The sequence below is a fragment of the Bacillus sp. FJAT-50079 genome (assembly GCF_018343515.1).
In the GTDB taxonomy this organism is placed as follows: Bacteria; Bacillota; Bacilli; order Bacillales; family Bacillaceae_C; genus Lederbergia.
The window spans coordinates 26,101-51,841 of record NZ_JAGYPD010000002.1 but is presented as its reverse complement, the minus strand read 5'-3'; the positions used below and the strand labels follow the sequence as shown (position 1 = coordinate 51,841).

Sequence of the window (25,741 nt, the reverse complement as noted above, 5' to 3'; positions counted from 1 at the left end):
TGTTGTTCAATATTTCCAGTTAGGTTTACAAACATATACTTTTAAAACTGAAGTAAAGCAATTCCTTATTTGTATGTTACTGTTATTAACCATTTATTTGGGCAGATTCATATTCACCATTTTCATTTACATCTACAACAATTGTATGTCCCCAAAACAAATCTCCGTCATTATAATACAATTCAGCGTTACCTTCGCAGAAGAATAAAATACCTTCTAACTTTATTCGGTTTACAAACTCCTCTTTAGAGTTTATTTCACCTTCATTCCATGTCTTATTGTGTAATTCAATTAACTCTTCAGAAGCTTTTCTTTTGTAATTCTCTTCTTGTTCTTTGGTTATCCGGAGTGTTATTTCTACTAATTTTAGAACGGTATCTCTATCGTAATCTTCAATTGAAACCGTAACATCTATAAAATGTTCATTTTTAAATTCCTTCCTTTCCTTGCTCCCACCTCTAGACAATGGAAATAAGCATCCCGCGAATGACAAGGGATCAGGACAACATTAGACAAAGAGAAAAAGACTGGTACCGTATTAATTCTATATTGATTGAGGATGGTAAAAACCGATTGGGGGAATGATTGATTACACCCCCGATACAATAAGAGGGATCTTTATTTAGCTGATTTCGGGGCCATTTCAATTACGATTAGTAAAATTATTCAATAAAGATGTGTTAATCTACCTTTAATCAACACACCTTTATCTTATCTCAGTATAAAATCACATTCATAAGTCATTAAAGATTTTTCCAGAAATTTCCAATTTGCATTCAGTTAAATGTGGTTAACTCTTCTGAAACTGAACTTAAAAAGTCCTTCTCAAATTTAATATAGTAAGCCCCATCTATCATTTCATCTTTTATTCCATCCAATAATGATACTGATTGTATTGAGGGAAGTTCCATTTTATTTTCTAACAATTGTTCAATCGGAAAATTCCCTTCTAGTTTAGTAGTGAATTGTTTTAATTCTGTTTGTGGTAATTCGTTTATTGTTTGATTTATAACTGCATTAATGAGGTTTAATTGGTCTTGTTCATCCAAGCTTCTTCCCACTGTCGCATCCATCATTAATGCCACAACCTCTTCTCCATTCAAACGATGCGTTCCCTTTTTGAATTCAAATGCCACTGTAGATATAGCTCTTACTCGAATATCTTCTTGTAAGTCGTAATCTATACCATTCACTAAATCAATCATTGATGAAAGGGTTTCTAAATCAATAACAGCATAATAATCTATTGTTAAATCAAATAGCTTAGAAACTGTTGTTCTTACATTTTCAGCTCCTCCCGAACCGTAAACATAAGCATGGGTCAATTTATCATATGAAGTAGTTCCATCATTCTTTTCTAATATTGGAGCATAAGCATCCCGAGGGATAGAAAGAACCTTCATCATCTTTTTATCTTTACTATAAGAAAGTAAAAGATTAATAGGTATTCTATTATTTTCATCTTTCACCGTTAATAGAGTAGTTAAAAACTCGTCCTCTTGAAATACTGATTCACTTGCATTATTTTCATTATTAAAGTTTCCAAGAAGAATCGATGGAATGAACAAAAATGTACACAAACCTACTACTAATAAAGAAACTATAAGTGGAGCGAATTTTTTTGAAGAAGAAACAAGTGATTTCTTTTTTGTATTATTTTTCTTCTCCAGTTTATGAATTTGTTCAAACACTTCATTGCGGTCTTCTTTCGTAAATCTTAGTTCCTGATCAGACGTTTTATAAAACTTATCCCTTAATCGTTTATCTTTCATTAAGTTCTGCCTCCCTTATCATCGGCTCTAATCTTTGTTTTGCTCTTCTTAATCGAGTTTTCACTGTATTAACTGGAATATCCAAAACGTTGGCGATTTCCTCTGTCATTAATGACTCATAGTAGTATAGATAAACCACTTCCCGATACATTTTGGGAAGTGAAAAGATCGTATCTTTTATTTCTTCATTATTGTATTTATCGATAACTGTTCTTTCTGTTGATGGTAATATTGACTTTGCTGTCTCATTTATAAAACTTTTTACTTGTACCATTTTGTAATTCCAACTTTTTAAATAATCTTTACATTCATTAATTGTTATACGATAAAGCCATGTTTTTATTTGTGCGTCAAATCGAAACGAATCAAGGTTTTTGTAGCATTTGATAAACGTATTTTGAACCATGTCCTTAGCAGTCTCTGTATCTTTCACATAAGAAAATGCCAATCGTACTAACTCATTACCATATTCAATCATCACTTTTTCTAATAGGAAATCTTTTTCTTCTTTGTCCAATCTACTATCCTCTCCTTCAACCTACTTCGAATTCTGCTATTAGACGATTATCAAATCATAATAGGTTCAACTAAAAAAAATATTTAACTGAATCAATTTCATAAATTCCTTATTTAAAAAACGGCAGACCTACAGAATTTCTAGCTATCCAATTTTTAAAATTCATGCTGCTTGCTTTAGCTATTTAAACCTGTAATAATTGCGATCAGTTTTGAAGCATTATAAACTAAGGTTACTGGGAAAACACTGGAAGGGATACTGATTTTATACCATGGGAGTAACAACTGAAGTGGATTTGAGACTGCCCTCAACCGGACAAGAAGTGAAGGTGAATTGGTTAAAACCGATTAGATCTCTAGCGATTTCTTCATAAAAAAACGAAGGTCTGCCGGAAAAGTACCGAAAAAAACCCTTTGGATTGGGAATCTTCATTTATTTTAAAGACATAATAGACATATGCTTTTGATGAAGGATTAATGGCTTGTTTCATATTATTCAATTTGAATATGCTTGCAATGAATCACTAAACCGCCATTTTTGGAATGGATTCTGTTTTGTTATGAACGTTATGAATAAAATCACCCGGTAGCGCAAGTACATTACTTCACCATCTTACTCTCAAGACCGTGACATTTAAAGTTATGATTAGGATTTTTCCTAACCTCTTCTTTCTGAAGTTCATACATGGCGATTTTATAGTTAAGTTCTTCTAAGGATACATTCCTTTGTCCTCCTTAGTTCCCGTAACTGTAATTAAAGAAATATCATATGGAAGAATATTATATCAATAATCTAGTGTATAATCATTGTAATCTTTACTCTTGACTTACCTTTACGTCAACTAACTATACTGAGAAAGAACTTAGGAAAGTTGTGGTGGCTCATCATGATAACCATAATACAGTAATAACCTATCACCTTTAGAAATGGAATAACAATCAAGAATAGAGTCATTATGTCACCTATGACAACATGGTCAAGTAATGACGACCTTATGTCAATTTGAATAGGCTTCAATAATCCAATCTCATCATAATATCTTAAAGTTTTTATGGTCTTACGATGAAGCTTAGCCATTTCTCCTATCGAAAATCGATTCTTCATTTAAATCTCCCTTTTGCGATAAACTCTGTTATCAACATAATACTCCATTATACAATGATTAACTAACATGCCCGTTCTTTTAAGTACTAAATTTCACAAATCTCAGCTAAAGTTAATTTTTACTTTCAAAAGTCTTTACTATAAAATTCCTGCCTTATTTTCCACAAAAAGTGACAAAAGAAAAAAGGAATAAATTCTATCCTGTATTCATCTTTTTAGTTACATTCAAGTAACCATTTTAGAATGAACTTTAATTCTGAGTGAGAGTAGTCTTCAATGCATACTATCTTTGATAAGAAATCACAGATATTTTCCACTGTTTTTACAAATTTCTAACCAAAAACTCACTATAAAAAAAGACGCAATTCTTAGTTAGAGAATTGCGTCCATTGATATTTTTGGTTATTGTTTATTGCATCTAATTAATTATGATAATATTCAGCTAATGCGTTTGCAGCAATAATTGCTTGATACACATTATCAGGAGTTACTGGATGTGGCATGTTGCCCATTGTGTCTCCTTCAGCACACGCATCTTCCGCTACTTTTCTCCATTCTTCTTCTCTAAATTCATCAAGACCTAGATCTTTTAAAGTTAATGGTAGACCAACTTCTTTAATAAAATTAATAACCATTTCAATTTCCTCTTTTGGAGCACTTTCTAAAACAAGTTGTGTTAATAAACCGAATACTACTTTTTCACCGTGTTGTGCATGGTGGAGTGATGGGACAGCAGTCATTCCGTTATGAATAGCATGGGCAGCAGCTAAACCACCAGCTTCAGCACCAACACCACTTAAATAAATAGTAGCTTCAATTGTGTTTTCAACAGCTGGAGTAGATATTCCATTATCAACTGCAATTTTAGCTTGAAGGCCATATTCTAGGATTGTGTCATAGCACATTTTAGCTAACCCTAGCCCAGCAAGAGATGGTTTCAAATTAACTAGATTGTCACCGTTTTTACGGTAACATGCACGCGCTTCGAAATAAGTAGCAAGAGCATCACCGATTCCAGCTACAAAAAAACGAGTTGGAGCAGCTGCTAAAATATTCGTATCAGCTAATACAACGTCTGGATTTGATGGTAAGAATAAGTAACGATCAAATGAACCATCTGTATTGTAAATAACAGAAAGTGCTGTACAGGGTGCATCCGTTGAGGCGATTGTTGGAAAAATCACAACAGGTAAATGTTCATAATAGGCAGTTGCTTTAGCTGTATCTAATGTTTTTCCACCACCAATACCAACGACTACATTTGCATTTGTTTGTCTAATTGCTTCGCGGTGTCTATCAATTTCTTCTTGAGTAATTTGGTAATTAAATTTAACAAATTCACTTTTATGTCCAGCATCTTCGAATAATTTACCAGCTTCTTTATTTGCTCGATCTAGAATGAAATCATCACAAATAACATAAGCATGGTCGCCATATGTTTTTGTATATGTAGATAAGTCTTCTAGTAAGTTTTGACCGACTATAAACCTTTTAGGTGATGTAACTGATTTTACTGATTTTGACATTTTAAGCTACCTCCTTTTATTTAGATTCCTTTCAATATTGTCCACTTTAAGTAATTTTATATACAATTTTTTCGTATAATTAAACCATGTCTTTTTTTCCCTATAAAAACACCCCTTTAGAAAAAATCCAAAGGGGTAGAGCTTCGTAACTTTTTTTATAAACATCGCTACTTTATTTCAAAACAATAGCTACTGTAGCTTTAGAATAAATTTTGATCAAAATACTTTGCAAATCCACATTCTACGTTAACTTAATCCATTTTGAAAAAAAGATTGATCAAAATGAATTCTTTTATTGTAAAATATTGTACATTTCCCATAAAAAATTTTTATCATTCTTCTAACTATCATTTTCAACTATCGCGTAATTTGTCGTTCTATTTTGGTTAATTCTATACTTGGTATCTCAAATTACTTCCTCAGTATTGACATGAAATATCTAATAATAAAATTCCCAATACAAAATAGTGACACATAAAATAAATGTAGAAGCAGTCGTCATCATCCAAGCTAGTTTTTCATATTTACGTAGCCTTTTACTTTTTATTTTAACAATCAAATATCCACTATTGATAAGAGCGATAACAACATAAATAAGATTTAAAGTTAAAAATGGCTTAAGAAATGAATAACTTACCATCGATAACGCCTTATAAACGATCCAAAGAACGTTAGTAAACATAAGCAGATTTAAAGAATGTTGAGCAAAAAGGAATATAGGTAGGTGTTTTTTATTCCATATCCTTCTTAAAATAGTGACTATAACATAGATTAAAGAAAACATTACAGCTAGTAATCCTAGAATAATCCCTCCCCACTCCAGGAGGTGTTTGTAATAAGGAACGTAAAGTAAATCTGAATATGTATTAGATAACATTTTTTTAGTTTGTGGATGTTTTGAATAAACGTCCAGACTGTACATACTGAAATCATCTTCTGTTTTATAGATGCTTGGTTCTAGCTGTGAATAATATAAATCGTTTATCATTAAATCGTGTGACCCACTCTGTTTCGTATTGCCTCTTAAAAATAATCCATACGCTTTACTAAATCCGTGTCGAGGCAACCGAGCCGGCTCATAAATCCCTTTCCATTGGGATGAGTTTTCCAAATTTATGTCATTTTCATCATGTGCATATTCACCAAAAATAATTTCAGGTATTCCCTGTGTGAACGTATTTTCATCTTTCATGTTCGTCAACACTAAAACTCCAATCCGTTCTTTTCTATCTACATAAAAAGAAGAGCTAAAAGCCTTAGAATTCCCACCGTGACCATAAACATGCTGACTTTTCGATGGTAAATAAAATAAACCGTTTGCGATTCTTGGGATATTCGTTTCCGGGTAATATAATGTTGGTTCAAACATTAATTCAATCGTTTTTGTATCTTTAAATAAAAGCGTTCCATCTTCAGTCAATAACACTTGTAATAACTTTTGCAAATCTGACGCAGTTCCCATAACACTACCGACCGGATACATCGGAATCGAGTAAAAATTAGGTTCAATTAATTGCAGTGCATTCGAATATCCCTGCACCTCTCCCCTCTGTTCTTTCACCCATTTGTTATCGTCTTGTTCAGGATCTATTGCTGTTTTCGTCATTTGAAGTGGTTCAAAAATATTCATCCGTACGTATTCTCGATAGTCGAGACCACTAACTTCTTCAACAATGTAGGCAGCGAGGCCACTTCCATAATTTGAATAAGCAACCACATCACCAGGGCGAAATATTTGTTTAATATCTGCTTCTTCAAGTACTTCTCTTAATGAGTTCTTTTTGGTTGGACGATGAATCATTAAATCTGTATAGCTATCATCAAATCCCGCAGTATGATGCATTAAGTGATGTATCGTGATCGGATCTTCAAATTTTGTTTTAGAGAGGAAATCAATTGGCAAATAAGTTTCGATGTCTGTTTCTAAATCAAGCTTTCCTGTCTCTACTAATTGTAAAACACTGATCCAAATAAGAATTTTAGAAACAGATGCCCATTCAAAAACAGTATTTTCATTAACTAGAATTTGTTCTTCTATATTTGAATAACCTTTCATTTTATAAATAATTTCATCTTGGTCTATCACAATCGTTGCTAAGCCAGCAATATTTTCCTCATGTTCTTTTATATAATTCTCTAATTTGTTTTCTAAAACTGGATGTTCATTTGCAGAAAACGTTGATTGCGGACTATATCCAAATAAGATCAAGAGTAGCAGTAAACAAATGAACGTTTTAAAAATCTTATTATTGCGATTACTCAATATGATTCAGCCCCCTTTCATCAATTGAACTAGATATATAATCTTTATCCTGATTTCTTTAAGAATTTTCTGGAAGTTCAATATAACCCTTATCCTCATTATATAACGCGCGAAAAAATCCTAGGTTAAAGCACTGCCAAATAACCAACAGAAAGAGTTCTCATAATGGATACTCTACCCCAAACAACAGTAGAGTTCAATCGACGTATTCTAATATTCTACGAAATGGTCCTGTTAAAATATAAAATGATTCAACAATTTGCCTTGCCAGATATTTCTCGTTAAGCATTGCCATATTCCTCAATTTTAGAATCTGGCAATAAATAAAAAGGACACAGTTTATTCTTAAATTGCGCCCTTTAATTGAATAACTAACCTCTATATCACCTTAAATACAAAACTCGATGTTAACAAATGGACTTTCTTGTTCTGTTAAATGATTTTTTCAAGGAGAATGATTCAGTACATTTTTTTGGGTCGTATCATAACTATTTGATTTTTAATATTATTTTCCCTTTAGCCCTACCAGACTCCGCATATTCCATCGCTTTTTGAGCATTCTCAAAAGGAAAAACTTGATCAATTATAGGTTTGATTTTACCAGTCTCAATAAAATTTGCGATGATACGTAATTGTTCTCCACTTGGCTTCATAAATAAAAACGTATAATGAACATTATGCATTTTTTCAAGATTAGTGAGTTTGCGACTTGCTGCTGAAAACAATAACGTTTTAAAAAATCCGGAGCCATATTCTTTACCAAAACGAGCATTCGGAAATCCCGAAACGGAAACAATTTTTCCTCCGCTTTTTACCACTTCGAATGATTTTTCGAGTATCTCACCCCCAAGTGTATCAAATACCGCATCATAGTTTTTCAGTATCTCTTCAAATTTTTGTGTCTTGTAATTTATCATTTCATCTACACCAAGAGATTTTACTAAATTCGCACCAGCCTCACTGGCAGTCGTAGCAACAGTGGCACCCATTGATTTGGCCAGTTGAATAGCAAAGGTACCGACTCCACCTGCACCAGCTTGAATTAAAATCTTTTGTCCCTTTTGTAATTGCAAAATATCTGTTAGCGCTTGATAGGATGTTAATCCAACCAGTGGGATCGATGCTGCTTTTTCAAAGCTCAAGTTTTTAGGTTTTAAGGCGATGTCTTCTTCATGAATAGCGATATATTCAGCAAAAGTACCGATTTTACTCTTACGCGGACGTGCATATATTTCGTCACCTACTTTAAAACGAGTCACTTTTGCGCCAACCTTTACAACCACACCAGCAAAGTCATTCCCTAAGATAAGAGGCATTTTATATTTAACTAATAATTTCACTTTGCCATCACGTATCTTAAAATCAACAGGATTAATACTAGCTGCATGAATTTCTGCGAGTAGCTCATATTCACCAATCTCAGGTGTGGGCATTTCTGCCAAACGCATTGGAACTTTCCCGTACCTATCAATCACCATTGCTCTCACAGTCTATCCCTCCAAATAATGTGTGATTAACTTCCATCATTTCAATAAAAATTCTGCATGAACTTATCAATATCTAACACAAGCGTTTTTAATAAACCTAATTCTGTACGTACATTTATATAATAAAAGTTTTTTGTCCCTTCTTTACGCATTGAAATAACACCGGCATCTCGTAAAACTTTAAGATGATGGGACACAGCAGGTCGAGAAAGATGTGTTTGTTCAGTGATTTCACCCACACGTAATCCTGTTTGACAATCCGTCCCCATTAGAACTAACAAGATCGATTGTCGTGTTTCATCACCAATTGCCAATAATACCTTTTGACAATTAATAAAATCCTCTTTGATCATATTTAGTTGGTCCTGTTTATTCATTCAGTAAAATACCTCCAATATTTAGTTTAATCGTTTAAGTTAATGAACCATTTCACTGAATTCAACAATATACGATTGTTATGTTAGGTGCAATATTGAGAAAGCAAATCGAGACGAACACATCTTAGAGGGAAAGCATGCAACTTTAGTATTCCGTAAAAAAACATTAGATAAGGAATCTAAAGGTCTTCTAAAAAGAAAAATCTCTGAATCGCATCGTCCATTTATTACAAATTCAGGGGGTATTTCTTTCACTTGTCTATTTTATTCACTGTTAGTCCGATAACAAAAAGACACGCATCTATATGCGCATCTCGATTACGATGAAGTTTAATTTTTATAGCTTTCAATAATAACTAGTATAAAAATCTTGTCTCAATATACCACTTAGCTGAGCATATATTTTTGTGGTCTCACTCTTTTCATGACCAAGTAAGCTTTGGATCACTTCTGGTGGCGCACCGTTATTGATCATATGAGTAGCATAGCTGTCTCGTAGTTGATGAGGATGAATACTCTTACACCTTTTTTTCGTAATATATAAGTTTCTTCACCATCTTCTTCATCCAAATAGAACAACGGGTATTAATGTATACTTCCCTTTCTTTATCATGTATTTTCCAACCACTTTGTATTTTTTATTTTAAGAATAACCCGATTCATTACTATTAGCAGACAACCAAGCATGCAATAAACAAAGGTGAAACCTACTATGACTAACGCTACATTTACATAGCTTCCAACTCCATCAGGGATATGACCGTTCGGATTTAGGAAAAAATAAGGATAGAATCCATCGTACATTCCTCTTATTAAAGATATAGCGCCGTAAAGGATTGGGAAAGACAACCACAAGACGATTGATTTGTAACTATACCACTTTTTCTCTTCAAAAATAATCCAATTTAGTAAAACGAATATTGGAATTAAGTAGTGTAATGTGAAATTTGTAATGATCCTAGTCCCACTGTATTCTCCACCACTAGAAAGGATAAGGTGGTAAGTTGATAAAACTACCATCATATATATAAGGGCTGCATTTTTACACAAGTCCAACATATGACTTTCTTTTTTCTTTAACAAAGCAAACGTGCTTACTGTAAATATGATGGTGACGATAATATTAGATTGGATTGTGAATTTCGTAATAGAAACACTTGGTTCGGGAGAAAAAAGTATATGCAGCGGTACACTAATAAACCCTATCGAGGCGATTAAAATATGAAGTATAACCTGTATGAATGTAAGCTTTTCTGAAACTATCTTAGTCATGATTCATATCTCATTCCCTCCTTCAATATAATGGCTCGATTCTGACACAATACTATTCTATTATTGCAACCGATAATGTAATAACTTTAATTTGAACTTTGAAAAAAGGCCATAAATTATTTGTTTTTAATCAATTACATCTGTTGGTGTTGCTTCTTTTAAAATAATGATGCCGTCATAGGCCTGATTGGGTATCATTTCGATTGTGTAAAACATTTTTAATAGCTTCTGCCAAGAACGAAAGTCGTCACCTATGTTTACCATTTTTTGTTTACTTTTTATAATGCCCAACAATTCCTTTGACTCACTGGCTTTTTCAAAATCAACGTAAAAGATATTTGGCTCAACTTCACTAAATGCATCAACTAAAGCATTATGATTTTTTATCTTATAACTCTTTCTTTTATTAGATCCCCGGTTTAATGCTTGAAATTTACTATTCATTAAGTCGGTACCAATTGCAAAATACTTGGACCCGTATAACTCATCTAAGTAACTTCCCATCGATTTATAACCAGCTAATGAAGCAGACGTTTTTTCGATATGCCCATTATGTCCGGAGAAGAATACCTTATCATGACCACGGGCAGCTTCAAATTCAACAATCCATTGCAAATTGTTAGCTAAATACTGATCGCGAAGTTGTTGGTAGTCTCCCTCGTTTAAAAATAGCTCTGTTCGTTGCTTCATAAGTCGTGCGTATTCTAAAGTAAAGGCAAACGTTTCCGAAGATGAATGTTCGGTATAAGCTACTTCGTTTGATTGCAGATCAAAAATGATATTATCGAGAATCTTATAAATTTTTTTCAGTTGCTTCGTTGATAACGATCTCATTGTATTATTTGAAGCATCTTCCAGTTGGACTGCATATTTTTGTCCTGCATCCTTGTTAACTACTTCGTAATAGTCAAGCAAACCTTTTTTACTGTAATCATATCGCTGCATATCATTTCCGTAAAAATATATTTTCTCATCGTCACTGGCCGTAGCGTTATAATCATGCATCCATTGAACAAGATCGATCATTTGCTCCGTTTTATAAATACTGTAATCAAGTGCGTTCACGGCTTCTTCTGCAGTACCTTTTCCATCTAAAATGAACTGATTAATTTCCTGTCCGCCGCCAAAATCCCCTTCTATTACAAACACACGGACATGTTCATTTTTAATTAATGCTTCAAATACATCTTTTTTCAACTTCTGAAGTTCTATATTCCCATGTGTTGCCTCTCCCAAGCCAATTATTCTTACATCATCCGGAATATTCATTTTTTTAACAGACGAAATATATTTTTCTGCTTCATCAAACACTTTATCATTGTTACTACAGCCTGATAAAACAATCATGAGACAAATAACAGCTAATAAGAAAGGATTCTTTTTGGAAAGGTGCATCACTAAATCCCCCGTTTATTATTTTTCTTTTAATATTGAATACTTTCGATACGCTTTATAGAAACTGCTAGCAAAGAAAACAACCATAAGGGCGGGAAGCAACCTCAAAAGGGCAAATGGAGTTTCAAATAAAAATGCTTTCCAAAATAATGCACCTTCCATACTCCAAAGACCTTCTGCTAAATATAAACCTGAATCCTTGTAGAGCATATAACAAAAAAGCAATAACAGTATACCTAAACTGGATGAATAATCCATCAATCTTTTATAATAATTACTCTTTGATTGGCGATCCGAGAAGATTTCATTTTGACCAACCTCTTCTTTTTGCCAGTATCGAATTCCACCAAGCCAGGGGCCACTTATATACATCCAACCGAAGTCTTCATATATCGCTTTGTAATCATCGAACTTTTTCTTTGATAAATAATCTTGATAATCCAGCCGCATCACATACCTCTTATCGGTTTTTTCGAAAGTGTATATTCCTAATCCACTAATATTTGTACAACGATAGCCTTTTTGTAATTGCTCGTTCAGCCATTGCTCCTCTTTTTCAATATCAAAAAACGACTTAATTTTCTTCATTCGATTCACTTCCTTCATACAGAGATAAAATATGCAATAACCTGTTTTGTTCGATTTTCAAAATGGCGCTTCCTTCCGCAGTTATCATATAAACTTTTCTCCGTCCTGACTCTCCAACAGGTTCAATCCAACCATGCTTATTCAAGTTTTCAATCGCACCGTATAATGTACCTGCCGCTAAAATAACAGTTCCATTACTCATTTTCTCGATTTTTTGCATCGCAGCATAGCCATGGAGTGGCTCACGCAGAGCTAACAGAATATAATGCATCGTTTCAGACAACGGTAATAATTTATGTTTCACATTCTCACCTTCTATTCAGTTCGACTATATAGTTCAACTTAATAATAAGGTAATACAGTTCAACTGAATAGTCAACAACATTTTCAAAATTACTTGATAACAAGGGAAAAACCAATCTAAAAAGTCGCTTTCCTTATGTAAGGAAAGCGACTTTTTGTGTAGTCTTATTAATTAAATAGCGCGAATGCGGAATAATGTTATGGCATTTTTAACATAAAAAGATACAGAGCATATCCAAAGGAGGTAAGCATCATGACTTTATTTCAAAGCTACATATGTTGCTTTTCTTTTTCTTAATGTTCTCGTCCAAATGCTTTAGTATCAATATTTTTCTTATCAAGGAAATCCTCTATTTTTTTCTGTTCTCTTCCATTCACCACGTCGCTTTTATCAATTATTGACCCAATGTTTACTTTTGGAAAAACTCCTTTATTTACGTCATCTGCCATATTACTGAACATTTCACCTATTTCATGAAGAGTCTCATTTAAAGCTATAATGTACTGGCTAATTCTTTCAGACTCTTCTTGATAATCTTCAGGCAATGTATTATGTAAAATATAGTTAGAAAAATTCTTATCATTTTCTTCTGTAAGCTTGTTAATTTTGTCGAATTTTTCTAATTCATTTTCAGTAAATTCCTTATCTTCATATATAATCTCTTGAAATGGTTCACTAGCATTAGATAATTCATCATAGCTATCTAGATATGTTTTTATGCTTAATTTTATCTCCTCTTCGTCTATTAAACTATTTTGTTTTTCCGAGGTAAAAATGACATCAGGAATCTCCACATCCTGTATAGAAAGAACTTCCTCTTCATCTTCTCTAGTGTCAATATTTTCTCCCTGCGAACATGCGCTTAATATAAAAAGAATTAAAAAACTAACAAACAATTTTCTCATAATCATTTCCCCTCTTTGCCATTGACGTGTTCCATTCAGATGTTCTTTTTCTGCATAAAAATACCTCTATAGATAATCATATCCAAGGGGAGAAAACGGTGCAACGTTTTTCACAAACATCATCAGTATATTCTCTTACTTCATGGTCTGTACATGAATATCCTATTGCGACGATATGATACTCATCTTCCCATCCTCTAGATTTGTAAAGACATCCAGATCAAAGTAAATACCTTTATACAAAAATTGATCAATGAACTTTGTAACAATTCCGAATAACACCTAAAAGTGCTTCTTATTTTCCTGTTTCATAGAATTGCTTGATACGTTCCCCAATTTCGTCGCGAACACGTTGAAATTCAGACCACTCTTTTCCGGCTGGATCATCGAACCCCCAGTGTTCACGTTTAACATGTGATGGTGTGATTGGACATTTATTAGCAGCATCTCCACATAATGTAACCACCAAATTAGCAGCATTTAAGATTTCACAATCAATAACATCTGATGTTTGATTGGAAATATTGATACCAGCTTCCTTCATGGCTTTTACAGCATTCGGGTTTAATCCATGTGCTTCTAATCCAGCACTATATACGTTCCACTCATCACCTAGATATTTCTTTGCCCATCCTTCCGCCATTTGGCTTCTACAAGAATTTCCTGTACATAAAAAGTAAATCGTTTTTTTTGACATCATGTATTTCTCCTTTATTAATTAGTGAATGAATAATAACCAAATATATAAGCCAACTAATGTAAAAAACAATGTTGGAATAGTTAAAACAATGCCCGTTTTAAAGTAAGTCCCCCATGATATCTTAACCCCTTTTTGGGATAAGACATGTAACCATAGCAGGGTTGCAAGAGAACCAATCGGAGTGATTTTAGGACCTAAATCTGATCCAATAACGTTCGCATAAATAAGCGCTTCTCTTATGACACCACTTGTATTTGTATCCGCAATAGCTAAAGCATCAATCATGACGGTTGGCATGTTATTCATAATGGAAGAAAGAATAGCGGCTATGAATCCCATACCGACGGTAGCTGCAAACATCCCTTGATCAGCTGTTACTTGAATTAAATTGGCTAAGATATTAGTTAACCCTTCATTTCTTAATCCATACACAACAACATACATTCCAATTGAGAAAAAGACGATTGCCCAAGGCGCCCCCTTAATAACGATACGAGTGTTAACAGCATGACTTTTTTTAGCCATGAAAAGGAATAAGATTGCGACAATACTAGCAATAATAGACACAGGAATACCTGTAAATTCACTAGCAAAATATCCAACAAGTAGTATACCTAACACAATCCAAGATAATCGAAACATTTTTTCATCCCTAATGGCTTCCATCGGCTTTTTCAATTGGGACAAATCATATTTTTTTGGAATACTTTTACGGAAAAATAGATATAAAACTAAAATACTTGCTACCAATGAAAAGATGTTTGGAACAATCATCCTTGAAGCAAACTCTGCAAACCCAATACCAAAAAAGTCCGCTGATACGATATTAACTAAGTTACTTACGACTAATGGAAGTGATGTCGTGTCTGCAATAAATCCACTTGCTATGATGAAAGGAAAAACCATTTTTTCATTAAACTTTAGATTTCGAACCATTGCTAAAACGATAGGAGTCAAAATGAGTGCAGCACCATCGTTGGCAAAAAAAGCTGCGACTAATGCTCCAAGTATAGATACATAAACAAACATCAAAATTCCATTTCCTTTAGCAGCTCTTGCCATATGAAGAGCTGACCATTCAAAGAAACCAATTTCATCAAGTATTAATGAAATAATGATGATTGCAATAAATGCCAAAGTGGCGTTCCAAACGATAGATGTTACATCGATCACATCTTTAAAATCAACAACCCCAACAATTAATGCGAGAATCGCTCCTCCACAGGCAGACCAACCGATGGATAAACCTTTAGGCTGCCATATTACCAAAATTAGTGTTACTAAGAAAATCACTAATGCGAATATTACTGATGTCAAAGCAGTTTCCTCCTATTATCCCTCACGAAATACACAATCCTACTTACTTAGCAACAAGAAATTGTTGTAGCTTTGTTTTTATGAATATCACTATCTACCCTTGTATAAAAGACTACTGAGAATTTATCTTGTACCGCATAACAACACGTTGTATCTATCACATCAACTGCAAATCTTTCATTGTGAGCCGTAATCTCTTCAGTTCTTGCGACTTGAATACTAAGAGTGCGTAATTAACAGCAGTTTCCTTTTCCTTTTTTTCTAAAAATGCAACATAATTCTTCTGACAACAAAGCATTTACCTCTGTATCATTTAAATCATAATAACTCCATGTACCTTTTGTTTCTTTTATAATTAACCCTGCGTCCAATAAAATTTTCAAATGATAAGATAGCTTAGATTGAGTCATTTGAAATACCTCAGTTAAATCACATACACATGTTTTTCCTCTTTGACAAAGCTCATACATGATTTCCAAGCGTGTCTGATCAGCTAAAGCTTTAAACTTTTTTTCATATTGCTTAAACTGTTTCATCATTACAGTCATAAATAACTTTCCTTTCATCAAATTTTTTTGATATTAAAAGTATAATTGAAAACTTTTTGTATATGCAACCAATAAATCAATTTTTTTTGATTTATATACAAGGAGAAGTCTTGCAGTAAAGAACAATTTACACCGTTGAGGAATTCCGAGATAATAAGCTCGATTCCTTGCATTAATGTTGAGTAATTAAGCTCTTGGTGCAGCATTAAAATAAAGTTTGATCAAAAATACCTGGTAAACCCATATTTTACGTTAAATTAAAAGAATCCGTTTTGAAAAAAGATTGATCAAAACGAATTCATTCTATGTGAAACATTATACATTTTTTATAAAAAAGTTTGATCATTTTATAGATGAGTAAATACTTTTAACTTTTCTTCAAAATTGTTGATTACTAATTGTTGATTTGTAATCATCTTTTGCACCTAATTAAATTCTAAAAGAATGACAATTTGTCCTTTGTTGCAAACCTTTGCAGTACCAAAATATGTTTCCTTCTGATTTAAATGCGTCTTAACTTCAATCCATATAATTAAATTTTATCTTGAGATAAATTCAACCAATTCTCCTCATCAATGGCTTGGATTTTATAATTTGATCCAACGATATCTAACATTCTTTGATAAGTTTTAATATCCCAAGAATCGTCTATATGTTCATATAAGTCATTTTGTACATATTCTTTAATAATAAAGTTCGTATTAGAACTAATGTCGACTAAATTTCCGAAAAACTCTCTTAACATCATTGAATCCCCTTTATCTAAAGGTTCATCAGTTAAAAGGTAAATTTTAAATACATTAACAATTTTATTTAAATCTTCTTCATCTAAAAAACAAAGTGAATCTAACTTTTTGTCTTCTTCTGTATAAGGTCCTCTCGTATCTTCAATAATGACATAAGATAACACTTTGTCGTCTTTGAAGAAACGAAAAATCTCTATATCTCGTAATCTTAATTTTCTATCAATTGAAATCATTTTTTCACCTATTTATCTGCAAAATCTTAAAAAGTATTATTGTAGCTATGTTTATATACTTTTGCATAAAAACCGTATAAACAATATGCACCTCAAAAAAGATTACAAACAATGATATAACAGCGTTTATGACTTTTAGGTGTGTCCCCAAACCTGCATTTGGGAATGTATTATTGAATGAATATGTTTCATTTAAAGACGAATAGAGCCATAATGATATCGACCCTCAAAAAGAAACGCAATAATACTCTCATAATAGGGTATAAATTTTTTTAATTCAATTAGCTTTAAGATTTCCTCTTTTGAAGCCCATTTCACCGCTTGTACCTCTTCAGTCTGTAACGTCAATTCATTCAACTCTAAGTCATATTCAATTAAATAATAATCATCAAAGCCACGTTCAAAGTTAATAGTAAATTGTGGACGTATCTTTTCAAAGTTATAGTGAATCCCCAGTTCCTCAAATAACTCTCTTGAAGCAGCCTGCTGACTTGTATCGCCTGCAACCGCACTACCACCACAAGTGATATCCCACAGGTTCGACCACCCTTGCTTAAAGGGCTGACGTTGCTGAATTAGCATTTCTCCTTTTGAATTAAATATACACACGTGTACCACTAAATGAAACTCGTCTAGTGTCATTTCACCTCCACGAGTTATTTGTTTCTCTATTTTATTACGATGCTTATTATATAAATCCCACTTTTCCATTGCTAAACTCCTTAAGTATATTTTTGTAACAAGATTCCCAGTATACTATAAAAGGAAAAATTCTGTATATGAGATTGTCCAGCTCGTAACAAAAGGAATGACAAAAACATCTACATATGTACATGATGAATCTCAGGCTATTACTAGGTAATGATGAAATGATTGCGAACCTTAACATGTTGGTGCGGTTTAGTAAATTAATTGGGCTGAGGGGTAATTTCACAACTTGCTTAAATTGGCACTCAAGTACTTTTAATGCCTCATCGGCTGATACCTTCCCACTAACACTAGCGGAAATTAACATAAGTAAAACAATACTAATTATATTTTTCATTATTATTACACCCCTTTAGGGTATAATTCCCAATCCTCTTCAACGATCCTGCCACATTAATACAAGAAGCAACTGTTCCCGTTCAACAATTGCCACCAATAGCTTAATAAGAATATCTAGAAAGAATAAACAACGCGATAATAATGATAACTAATGTAATGATTTTTGTAAGACCGCCACCATTTCCTAATGCACTTAGGTCACCAACCATTGAACGGTTAACGGAATCAGCAAAATCAATCATAGGATTTTTTTCTGTTTTTCTTTTTGATCTTTCTGCATAAAGTACGCTCCCTCCGTCCATTGAAGCCGTTAAAGTTACGAATAATCATTACAAAAAGTTTCTTCCTTATGCAACTAACCTTAAGTACATTTCTTCACAACCATAAAAATAGAAAGTGACAAAGAGTCGTACTTCATTTTAATTAACATTACTTATTTGATTTCCTCAGCTAATTCCAAAATAATTCCCTCTGGACCACGAACGTAGCATAATTTATAACTTTCTTCATATTGCTGTATCTTACTAAAGATTTCCGCACCCTTCTTTTTCAATTTGGCAACAGTAGCTTCAATATCTTCAACAGTAAATGCAATATGTCGGATGCCCAATGTATTTGCAAAGGATTGCTGAATACCTTTTTCATCTAGCGGAGAATAAAATTTGATTAGCTCTATCCATGTCTGACCATCTGGCGTTCCCAATCCTACACACGCTACTTTAACGTCATTAAGCCCAACTGCATATCCCATCAACTCTCCTTCCATTTCCCATTCCCCTTTCACCTCAAGTCCAAAATCGACAAAAAACTCTTTAGCGGCAGAGAGATCATTTACGATTACACCCACATGATCTATTCTTTGGATCTTCAAATTTCATACCTCCTATGTTCCTGTCATTTTGCAATATACTGTTTCAAATTCTAGTATTAACAAAGGGACAATTAAGATACAGCATTGCCGGTGAAGAAAAGAATCATTTCACTAATTTTTTATTAAATTATTTTGAAGCTCCTTCCTCATTTCCCTAACGGTGTCAATTGGGGATAATTATTCATATACTTTCCACCTATTTTTCTCAATGTTTCCCTTTGGTTATTAAACAATACTGCTCTTTAGTTTGAGTACATTTGTCACAAACTTCCATATATCATTCGATTATTTCTATAAATTCAGTTTACACTGAACTACTTAATTAAGTTAGTCCTTCTACAACGAAACACCCCATTAGATAAAAAATCCAATGGGGTAAACGGTATATCTTTATTTCAAACAGTACATCTTTTTTACAAACGGTACGACTTTATTTCAAATCCACAAACAAATGTATAATACAAAAAAAGTTGGAAACAAGACTCCTTATTAATTGAGCGTTCAAGGGTTGTTAAAATTTGGATGAATAAAAATAAAGTTGGTAACGGGTGAGGAAAAAATAATAAACGGGATAAAATGTATTACAATTAAAGTTGGAAACAAAACCGTATGGGAATAGAAAAAGAGCCATTTTGAATTTAACCCTCCAACAATTATTTTTTCGTAAGACTTATTTTGTTTAATTTGCGATAGAGGAACTTTGTATGAAATTGTAGGTAGGTATCCGGATTGTTTATAGGTGGTACAATGAAATGTAAAATAGCCCTTCCCAATTGAAAGGGCTATTTTATATATCATAAAATTAATAAAATCAATATCGCAAATGAAATCATCTAAATAATTTCACCAGGAATTAAATCATGTGATTTGGAGAGATGTTGCTCTAAATAATTATTAAATATACTATTAATAATGAGATTTACATTTAATTGCGATATAGCCTCAATATCAATTTTTTCGATTTTTATATTGTAATCAAAAGCTCCGTCAATCATTTTTGCTGTAAATTCACTGTAGAACGCAAGAACATATTCCAAAAGTATTCCGTCTAAGGTTTTGATCATACTGCAAAAGGATCTTCCAAATCGGATTTATGTTTTTGAGGAGTGAATAACCACACTACTTTTAGACTTCTACAAGAATTTTATTCTCACTACTCTTACCTAAACTTTTTGCTTCAATAATCCCCTTTGTGTATATTTCTATTATATTGTTTATGTTATTTAAAATCGATCTAAATTTATTAAAGTTTATATCAGTATAGTTATTTAGAATATACTTAGAGAAAATTTCCTTGCCATAGTACTTCGAGTGATCATACTTGTCCTTCCTGCAAAATTCTCTTCCATCTATTTTTTGCGAAAGGGTATTTTTTCCAAATAAGTCTTCTATGTCACATTCGGACTTTCCATCAATTAACGGTACAGTTAAAAGGTATAAATTATCAATGATATTAACCATGTATTTATCCTCTAATATACCCTTTTTTTTATCATCAAGCTTTGCATGGTTAATAAAATTACCTATGGGTTTATTCTTTCCACTTTTAATCTCATTATCAAACATTAAAATTACGGGGCTTTTAGGTAAAGTATTGCTTATCATCTTAAAATAACTCAAATAATTTGTAGTGGATTTCTTAGTATTAGCATCAAAGAACTTATATATATTATTTAGTCCACTCCCCCCATCCTGGAAAATCCCCAGAAAGTATGCTAATCTCTTAGTTTTATTTAAAAATGATACTTTAAACTCAAATGACCCATCAATATTTTTTGTAATTAAATTAGGATATTCATTATAGAGATTTTTTAAAGATGCTTTTAAATAAGCAATATCTGTTTTACCTTCCGTTACAATTATTGGCTTTGGGTTAGCATAGAAGTATTTATAAAAAAGAAACTTTTGATATTGAAGTTCTCTCGAACTCAAGTTATTAAAATTATGTTTCTCACCATCTAATTTATTATTGTACCTAGTTAATTGATTTATAAACGTAAATCTTCCTTCTAATTGATTAAGGTTGGCGGGTTTACCATTAATCTCAAACTTTCCTTCTTTATAGAGTTGATGAGCCATTGCTCTAGTCTCTTTGTAATAAATTCTCTTAACGTTGATTTTCTTATTTACAACAAGTCCTGTTACCACCTGTCTTGAATCTCTAATTTGTAACCTTTTCTTCTTATCATTAATTTTAAACCCAGCTCGTATTAACTCACTTGATAATCTTTCATAAAATGCCGTTTGTAGATCAAAAAAATTTTTATCGTTGGTAGAGAATGTCAAATCATCTGCATAACGTGTATAATCCAACTTGTATTTTTTTGCGATTTTCAATAATCTTTGGTCAAGTATCTCACAAATTAGGTTTGTAATAATTGGAGAAGTTGGCGCACCTTGCGGTAGTTTTCCTTCGTAACATGTTAATTGTGCAATAACTGTGGCTACTTCACTAGATAATAAGAATTTATTATTCTTAATAAAAAAACCTCTTACACGACCAAAATGAAAACTTTCAAAAAAGTTTTCTAAATCAATATTCAAAACTAATCTTTTATTCCGATGAATTTTTGCATTAGTTACGATGCTCTTTTCTTTTTCGAATGCATGAGAGAGATTATTTTTTATCTTCTGGTTATTTTTCTTATGCTTATACAATGCCACTGCAAGTTTTTTTTGAATGTCTTTGAGTTCTGCTAATGGAGCATTAATTTTTCGAACGCCACCATTTTTTTTATCTATTTCAAACGAACTGTATAAAGTATTAATTCCCCTTTTATACAATAGATAACTAAGATTTTTTCTGGGAATCTTAAGAAAGTCAGCAAGGTGATTTCGTGTTTTTATATCGTGAAATTCCATTATATAAAACTCCTTCATAAATAAACGTGTGGCTACTCATTAGGCGAAAGGCGGCGAATAAACCGTGAAGTATACCACCATGCAGATAATTAGAATCGGAGAAGCGAACGTTCCCACCATTTTTGTCAACACTTGCGAAACACAAGCGAAAAATCTAGCCACACGTTAATAAAATTATACACTTCTTTTTAACTAAATGGGATATTTATAATGATTTTTATTATCTAGAATCTTTTATTAATACAGTACCAATTAAATCTTGCTTAATTTTTTATTTTTCTATTTCGTCTCTTATTCCTAAACCTTGATCTTGTTAATAATTTGACTGATGAGAGACGAGGATTATTTATACATATCGCCCTCTACCTTTGATCAATGAGATAAAACGGGGTTAAACAGCACAAGTGATGAAATAGAGGGGAAAAACCAGAGGTTGAAGGTGATTTAGCTAAAACAAGCCAGAGATTCGGCTTGTTTTATTTACATAGAATAAAACCGAGTTTTGAATGCCAGTTAAGAAATTAATTACCTTCTACGAGTTTGTAAATCGGAAATACTTTAAAACTATCCTGATCCTCCTCACTTAACTGACTAAAATAAAAGTCAAACTCAGTTCTATTCCCTAGAAGGGCTAAATAACCACAGATGATAAACGGATCTGTCGCTTTATTTTTTCTATTGATGATTTTCGCTATTTCTTCTTGAGTATATTTTCGTTGCCGCTTTACAATTTGCATTACATTTAGAAAATAAGTCTCGTCTTTTTCTCCTTCAAACTTAACCAGGTGTTCATACATTTTTTTGGCAAAATCCAAGATCTCTTTGTCTTGATCCACCTCATCATAGTGATGGATAATATCTAATAAATAATAATTTACATATTGTCGTGCAGAATCTGTATCGTAATCTATTTTTAAAAATGATTTCTCAAGTTCTTGTAGATTGAAATTAGCCATTTTAAATAATTGTTTTACTTCTACCATCATATACGGGCTGATTTCAAAACCAGGCCCAGATGGCTCCTTAGAAGCAACTATTCGAAAAAGTTTTTCCGATTCGAATGCGTTAAATACACTCCATTCCCCGTTCTTTTTTGTAACCGCAAGTAAGATAGTAATATTACCAATTTCCTGTTTCAAAAAACCAGTTTGCTTTAAATCTAATTCATTATAATTTTGGTAAAGAATGATATCTCGAAGTCTCTCCATATTTCTAAAATCAGCTACTTTTAGATTGTTAAATGGTTGTTCAAATGAAACGTTCAGTTCATCAAATAGCTTATCCAATTCTTCAAGGTCTCTTATAAGATCAGTTAATTCAGTTATTACATTATGATCAACAGTATTTATTATGATTTGAGATCCCATAACTTCGATATGTTTTGCGATTAAGATTGACACCATAAATTTAGTATCTTTTAATCTTTCCTTAATGGGGCCGGATCGAGTGAAATTTATATTTAAATTCCTAATATTAAGTTCTGTTCCACGTTGGATCTCCATCTTAAAACTATCACCAAACTCAATGATTGTTCGATCTTTTTCTATCCGTTTGGTTGCGTTTGTGTAATAGATTTCTCCGTTTACTCCGATTTGAAGATCGGTCTCCTGTATAATTTCAAAAATATGTATTTTTTTAATAGGAATTTCCAAATTATAATATTCTTCTTTGGAATACACGTATGCTGGATAATCGAACATAGTGGATAAATTAGGGCTTACAGTAGGGATCACAATCGTTCCATTTCTGTTTATATCGGAAACATTAATACTTAATACATTTTGCGACTGTTTTTTTGAATTGATTATAAAATGTCTGCAAATAGTATCCAACGCATCATTTTCTGAAGGCAGTATATTAAATTCGTGACTGATACTTTTTTGATTCTTCATTTTTTCAATAATCTCTTTAAGATCAAAGGGTAATAAAGCATCATAATAGACTTTTTTCTGGTCGGTATCGATAAATTCCACAATAAAGAATAAAACGCCGCCGTCGTGGTAGTAATTTCGAATATCATTTTTATTCAAACTATATTTAATTTTATCTTTATTTAAGTGTTTCACTTTACGAGATTTAACCTGAACAGGGACCCTTCCAAATAAAGTTGATTTATGATGACTTTTTTCGTTATATATTTGTATTTCTCCGTCCCAAGAAACACTTTTATCATTTGTTGGTATTTCTCCTTTTAAAAATACATTTCTTGTTATTTCAATTGAAACAGCATTAACCCCGATCATTTCTCTTATCGAATTATTCATTCGGAACACCCCATTATCCCTAAATAAATATTTTAATATTCACTACTATCTTACCATTATCAGGAACGAAAGTCGGCAGGATTACAGAAATTCAAAAGGGGAATAAAATAAGGGTGATCATATATGCTTCTTTTTCTGCTGTTGTTGTTAAAAAATGGATTATCATCTTTTTAGTAGCTACCGAAAAGCGTAGCGAACCTTTTTTATATACTAGGTAATTGATATGAGTGAAAGTAAATTAAGATATATTGGAAAAATTAGTACGTGAAGGTGCGCAGACAAGTTATTATCCGTCTTAGGCTAATTAACATGGAATTATAAGTGGATAAAGATGAAGGAATCGCAAGAGAATATACGCAGAATTAATCGAAGAAGGTTATACAAGAGGTTATTATCCGACTTGTGATCTTGAAATTTAAGATGACGAGGATAAATACTAATTAAAACCCACAAAGATCATCTATTTATTTTGACGATCTTTTTCATCAATCAAAAATGAGCCAAACTGAGTAGTTTTATAGCTCAACTATTTAGCCAGTATCAACCTGAGAAAGTTCATCTTCTTCTGCAAAATCAAAATTATAAACCATTTCTTACTTTGTAAATTGAATAATTATTTTCTTCTGGCTCTGTTAAAGTTGATTGTAGTTGTATAAAATTAAAGTGAGGTGATAAAAGTGATCGATATTTATGATAAAATGCTAAAAAAAGCTAAGGATTTCCACATTTCAAAAGAAAAATATGAGCAATTGGAAAAAGTAATGTTCGTCGCAAAACGTGCAAAGTTATTTCAACAGATTAATGAACTAGAAATAAAAAACTCATTTGATTTTGCACTATCTTTAACTGGAGCAACTGCTTTATACGAGTCATTTAAGGCACTGGGAGATGAAGGGCGAATTGCCTATCTTAATGAAAAAAATCAATTCGTTCATCATTATGCCGATGGAAGAATTAATGTTATAAAGGAAAGAACTTAAATTAACTTTGTTCTTTAGGGCCTTCTTTTAAATAACCTTAACCTTCATTTACATTGAGGTATAAAGCACCTTACTACTTTTAATATTTTCAAAAATGCAGAAGTAGGTTCTCTTCCTTCATTGAAATAACTATGCAGCAACTTCCCCCATAATTTTGGTAGAGTCACATTTATCTGTATTTATCAATAGATGTTATTGTATCTTGTTAATATAGTCCCCGAAAATGTTTCTTCAGGTAACTGTTCTCATTTAAAATTTCTGCCTCAATAGCTTGATTTGCATCAGGCGTTCCCTCGCCTTCATAGTCTGTACATGAATATCGTATTGCGACAATGTGATACTCATCTTCTCCTTCCTCTGGATTTTTAAAGACATCCAGACCGAATAAACACCTCCATTCGAAAATTGTACAATGAACTTTGTAACGATCCCTAAATAACAACTATAGAAAAAAGTGCTTCTTATTTCCCTGTTTCATAAAATTGCTTAATACGTTCACCAATTTCGTCGCAAACACGCTGAAATTCAGACCACTCTTTTCCGGCTGGTTCATTTTCTTCATTCAAATAATAATAGCTACAACCAGTTCTTAATTCAGCTTTTTTCATTACACTTACCCCAACAAATAAAAAAGGATGGCATAACTACAATATTCAACCCTTT

The 25,741-nt window shown here is 32.4% G+C and carries 23 protein-coding genes and 4 pseudogenes; 1 reads left to right on the top strand and 26 read right to left on the bottom strand.

Features of this window, described 5'->3' with window-relative positions; all coding sequences use genetic code 11:
* Positions 1-85: 85 nt before the first annotated feature.
* The 25 genes and pseudogenes from KHA95_RS04010 to KHA95_RS03895 form a co-directional block, all read right to left on the bottom strand.
* Positions 86-466 carry a DUF2262 domain-containing protein gene (locus KHA95_RS04010; protein ID WP_213136208.1) on the bottom strand — a complete coding sequence of 127 codons (381 nt, stop codon included), beginning with the start codon at positions 464-466 and terminating at the stop codon, positions 86-88.
* Between the two features lie 310 nt (positions 467-776).
* Entirely contained in the window at positions 777-1,772 is a 996-nt protein-coding gene (locus tag KHA95_RS04005; protein ID WP_213136207.1) for an LCP family protein, read from the bottom strand.
* Entirely contained in the window at positions 1,762-2,289 is a 528-nt protein-coding gene (locus KHA95_RS04000; RefSeq protein ID WP_213136206.1) for a sigma-70 family RNA polymerase sigma factor, read from the bottom strand. Before KHA95_RS04000 ends, KHA95_RS04005 begins: the two co-directional genes overlap by 11 nt.
* A gap of 996 nt (positions 2,290-3,285) precedes the next feature.
* Positions 3,286-3,393, bottom strand: a pseudogene (locus tag KHA95_RS03995) (MerR family DNA-binding transcriptional regulator); the annotation flags it as partial.
* Positions 3,394-3,815: 422 nt separating this feature from the next.
* Positions 3,816-4,919 carry a glycerol dehydrogenase gene (locus KHA95_RS03990; protein WP_213136205.1) on the bottom strand — a complete coding sequence of 368 codons (1,104 nt, stop codon included), beginning with the start codon at positions 4,917-4,919 and terminating at the stop codon, positions 3,816-3,818.
* Positions 4,920-5,358: 439 nt separating this feature from the next.
* On the bottom strand, positions 5,359-7,182 hold the full coding sequence (locus KHA95_RS03985) for a serine hydrolase domain-containing protein (RefSeq protein WP_213136204.1): 1,824 nt from the start codon (positions 7,180-7,182) through the stop codon (positions 5,359-5,361).
* Positions 7,183-7,670: 488 nt separating this feature from the next.
* Entirely contained in the window at positions 7,671-8,669 is a 999-nt protein-coding gene (locus tag KHA95_RS03980) for an NADP-dependent oxidoreductase (RefSeq protein WP_213136203.1), read from the bottom strand.
* Between the two features lie 41 nt (positions 8,670-8,710).
* Positions 8,711-9,046 (bottom strand): ArsR/SmtB family transcription factor, encoded by a 336-nt coding sequence (locus KHA95_RS03975; protein ID WP_213136202.1) that lies wholly within the window; start codon positions 9,044-9,046, stop codon positions 8,711-8,713.
* A gap of 346 nt (positions 9,047-9,392) precedes the next feature.
* Positions 9,393-9,657 (bottom strand): annotated as a pseudogene (locus KHA95_RS22845) (tyrosine-type recombinase/integrase); the annotation flags it as partial.
* A complete protein-coding gene (locus tag KHA95_RS03965) occupies positions 9,656-10,318 on the bottom strand; it encodes a Pr6Pr family membrane protein (RefSeq protein WP_213136200.1) in 663 nt (220 codons plus the stop codon). The gene KHA95_RS03965 and the pseudogene KHA95_RS22845, both read right to left, overlap by 2 nt.
* A 126-nt stretch (positions 10,319-10,444) precedes the next feature.
* Complete coding sequence (locus tag KHA95_RS03960; RefSeq protein ID WP_213136199.1) at positions 10,445-11,713, bottom strand: erythromycin esterase family protein; 1,269 nt, start codon at positions 11,711-11,713, stop codon at positions 10,445-10,447.
* Positions 11,714-11,731: 18 nt separating this feature from the next.
* On the bottom strand, positions 11,732-12,301 hold the full coding sequence (locus KHA95_RS03955; protein ID WP_213136198.1) for a DUF2812 domain-containing protein: 570 nt from the start codon (positions 12,299-12,301) through the stop codon (positions 11,732-11,734).
* Complete coding sequence (locus tag KHA95_RS03950) at positions 12,288-12,605, bottom strand: PadR family transcriptional regulator (protein ID WP_213136197.1); 318 nt, start codon at positions 12,603-12,605, stop codon at positions 12,288-12,290. The genes KHA95_RS03955 and KHA95_RS03950 overlap by 14 nt, the downstream gene beginning before the upstream one ends.
* 293 nt (positions 12,606-12,898) lie before the next feature.
* On the bottom strand, positions 12,899-13,510 hold the full coding sequence (locus KHA95_RS03945; protein WP_213136196.1) for an NDxxF motif lipoprotein: 612 nt from the start codon (positions 13,508-13,510) through the stop codon (positions 12,899-12,901).
* Between the two features lie 295 nt (positions 13,511-13,805).
* Positions 13,806-14,207 (bottom strand): arsenate reductase (thioredoxin), encoded by a 402-nt coding sequence (gene arsC, locus KHA95_RS03940; RefSeq protein WP_213136195.1) that lies wholly within the window; start codon positions 14,205-14,207, stop codon positions 13,806-13,808.
* Between the two features lie 21 nt (positions 14,208-14,228).
* Positions 14,229-15,527, bottom strand: coding sequence for an arsenic transporter (locus KHA95_RS03935; protein WP_213136194.1), 1,299 nt, complete (start codon positions 15,525-15,527; stop codon positions 14,229-14,231).
* A 47-nt stretch (positions 15,528-15,574) separates the two neighbouring features.
* Positions 15,575-15,742 (bottom strand): annotated as a pseudogene (locus tag KHA95_RS23325) (ArsI/CadI family heavy metal resistance metalloenzyme); the annotation flags it as partial.
* 18 nt (positions 15,743-15,760) lie between these two features.
* Complete coding sequence (gene arsR / locus KHA95_RS03930; RefSeq protein ID WP_213136904.1) at positions 15,761-16,066, bottom strand: arsenical resistance operon transcriptional regulator ArsR; 306 nt, start codon at positions 16,064-16,066, stop codon at positions 15,761-15,763.
* A gap of 541 nt (positions 16,067-16,607) precedes the next feature.
* Positions 16,608-17,054 (bottom strand): terpene synthase, encoded by a 447-nt coding sequence (locus tag KHA95_RS03925; RefSeq protein WP_213136193.1) that lies wholly within the window; start codon positions 17,052-17,054, stop codon positions 16,608-16,610.
* Positions 17,055-17,246: 192 nt separating this feature from the next.
* Positions 17,247-17,765: an NUDIX hydrolase gene (locus KHA95_RS03920; RefSeq protein ID WP_213136192.1), complete on the bottom strand. Its 519-nt coding sequence runs from the start codon at positions 17,763-17,765 to the stop codon at positions 17,247-17,249.
* A gap of 437 nt (positions 17,766-18,202) precedes the next feature.
* Positions 18,203-18,343 carry a hypothetical protein gene (locus KHA95_RS03915; RefSeq protein WP_249316575.1) on the bottom strand — a complete coding sequence of 47 codons (141 nt, stop codon included), beginning with the start codon at positions 18,341-18,343 and terminating at the stop codon, positions 18,203-18,205.
* A gap of 191 nt (positions 18,344-18,534) precedes the next feature.
* Positions 18,535-18,972, bottom strand: coding sequence for a VOC family protein (locus tag KHA95_RS03910; RefSeq protein WP_213136190.1), 438 nt, complete (start codon positions 18,970-18,972; stop codon positions 18,535-18,537).
* Positions 18,973-19,805: 833 nt separating this feature from the next.
* Positions 19,806-20,036: a hypothetical protein gene (locus KHA95_RS03905; protein WP_213136189.1), complete on the bottom strand. Its 231-nt coding sequence runs from the start codon at positions 20,034-20,036 to the stop codon at positions 19,806-19,808.
* Positions 20,037-20,097: 61 nt separating this feature from the next.
* Positions 20,098-21,834: a retron Ec67 family RNA-directed DNA polymerase/endonuclease gene (locus KHA95_RS03900; protein ID WP_249316573.1), complete on the bottom strand. Its 1,737-nt coding sequence runs from the start codon at positions 21,832-21,834 to the stop codon at positions 20,098-20,100.
* A gap of 521 nt (positions 21,835-22,355) precedes the next feature.
* A complete protein-coding gene (locus tag KHA95_RS03895; RefSeq protein ID WP_213136188.1) occupies positions 22,356-24,098 on the bottom strand; it encodes a DUF4365 domain-containing protein in 1,743 nt (580 codons plus the stop codon).
* Between the two features lie 677 nt (positions 24,099-24,775).
* Between KHA95_RS03895 and KHA95_RS03890 the strand changes: the two genes are divergently transcribed.
* A complete protein-coding gene (locus tag KHA95_RS03890) occupies positions 24,776-25,078 on the top strand; it encodes a hypothetical protein (RefSeq protein ID WP_213136187.1) in 303 nt (100 codons plus the stop codon).
* Between the two features lie 461 nt (positions 25,079-25,539).
* Here the strand turns inward: KHA95_RS03890 and KHA95_RS03885 are convergent.
* Positions 25,540-25,632, bottom strand: a pseudogene (locus tag KHA95_RS03885) (arsenate reductase); the annotation flags it as partial.
* Positions 25,633-25,741 lie beyond the last annotated feature (109 nt).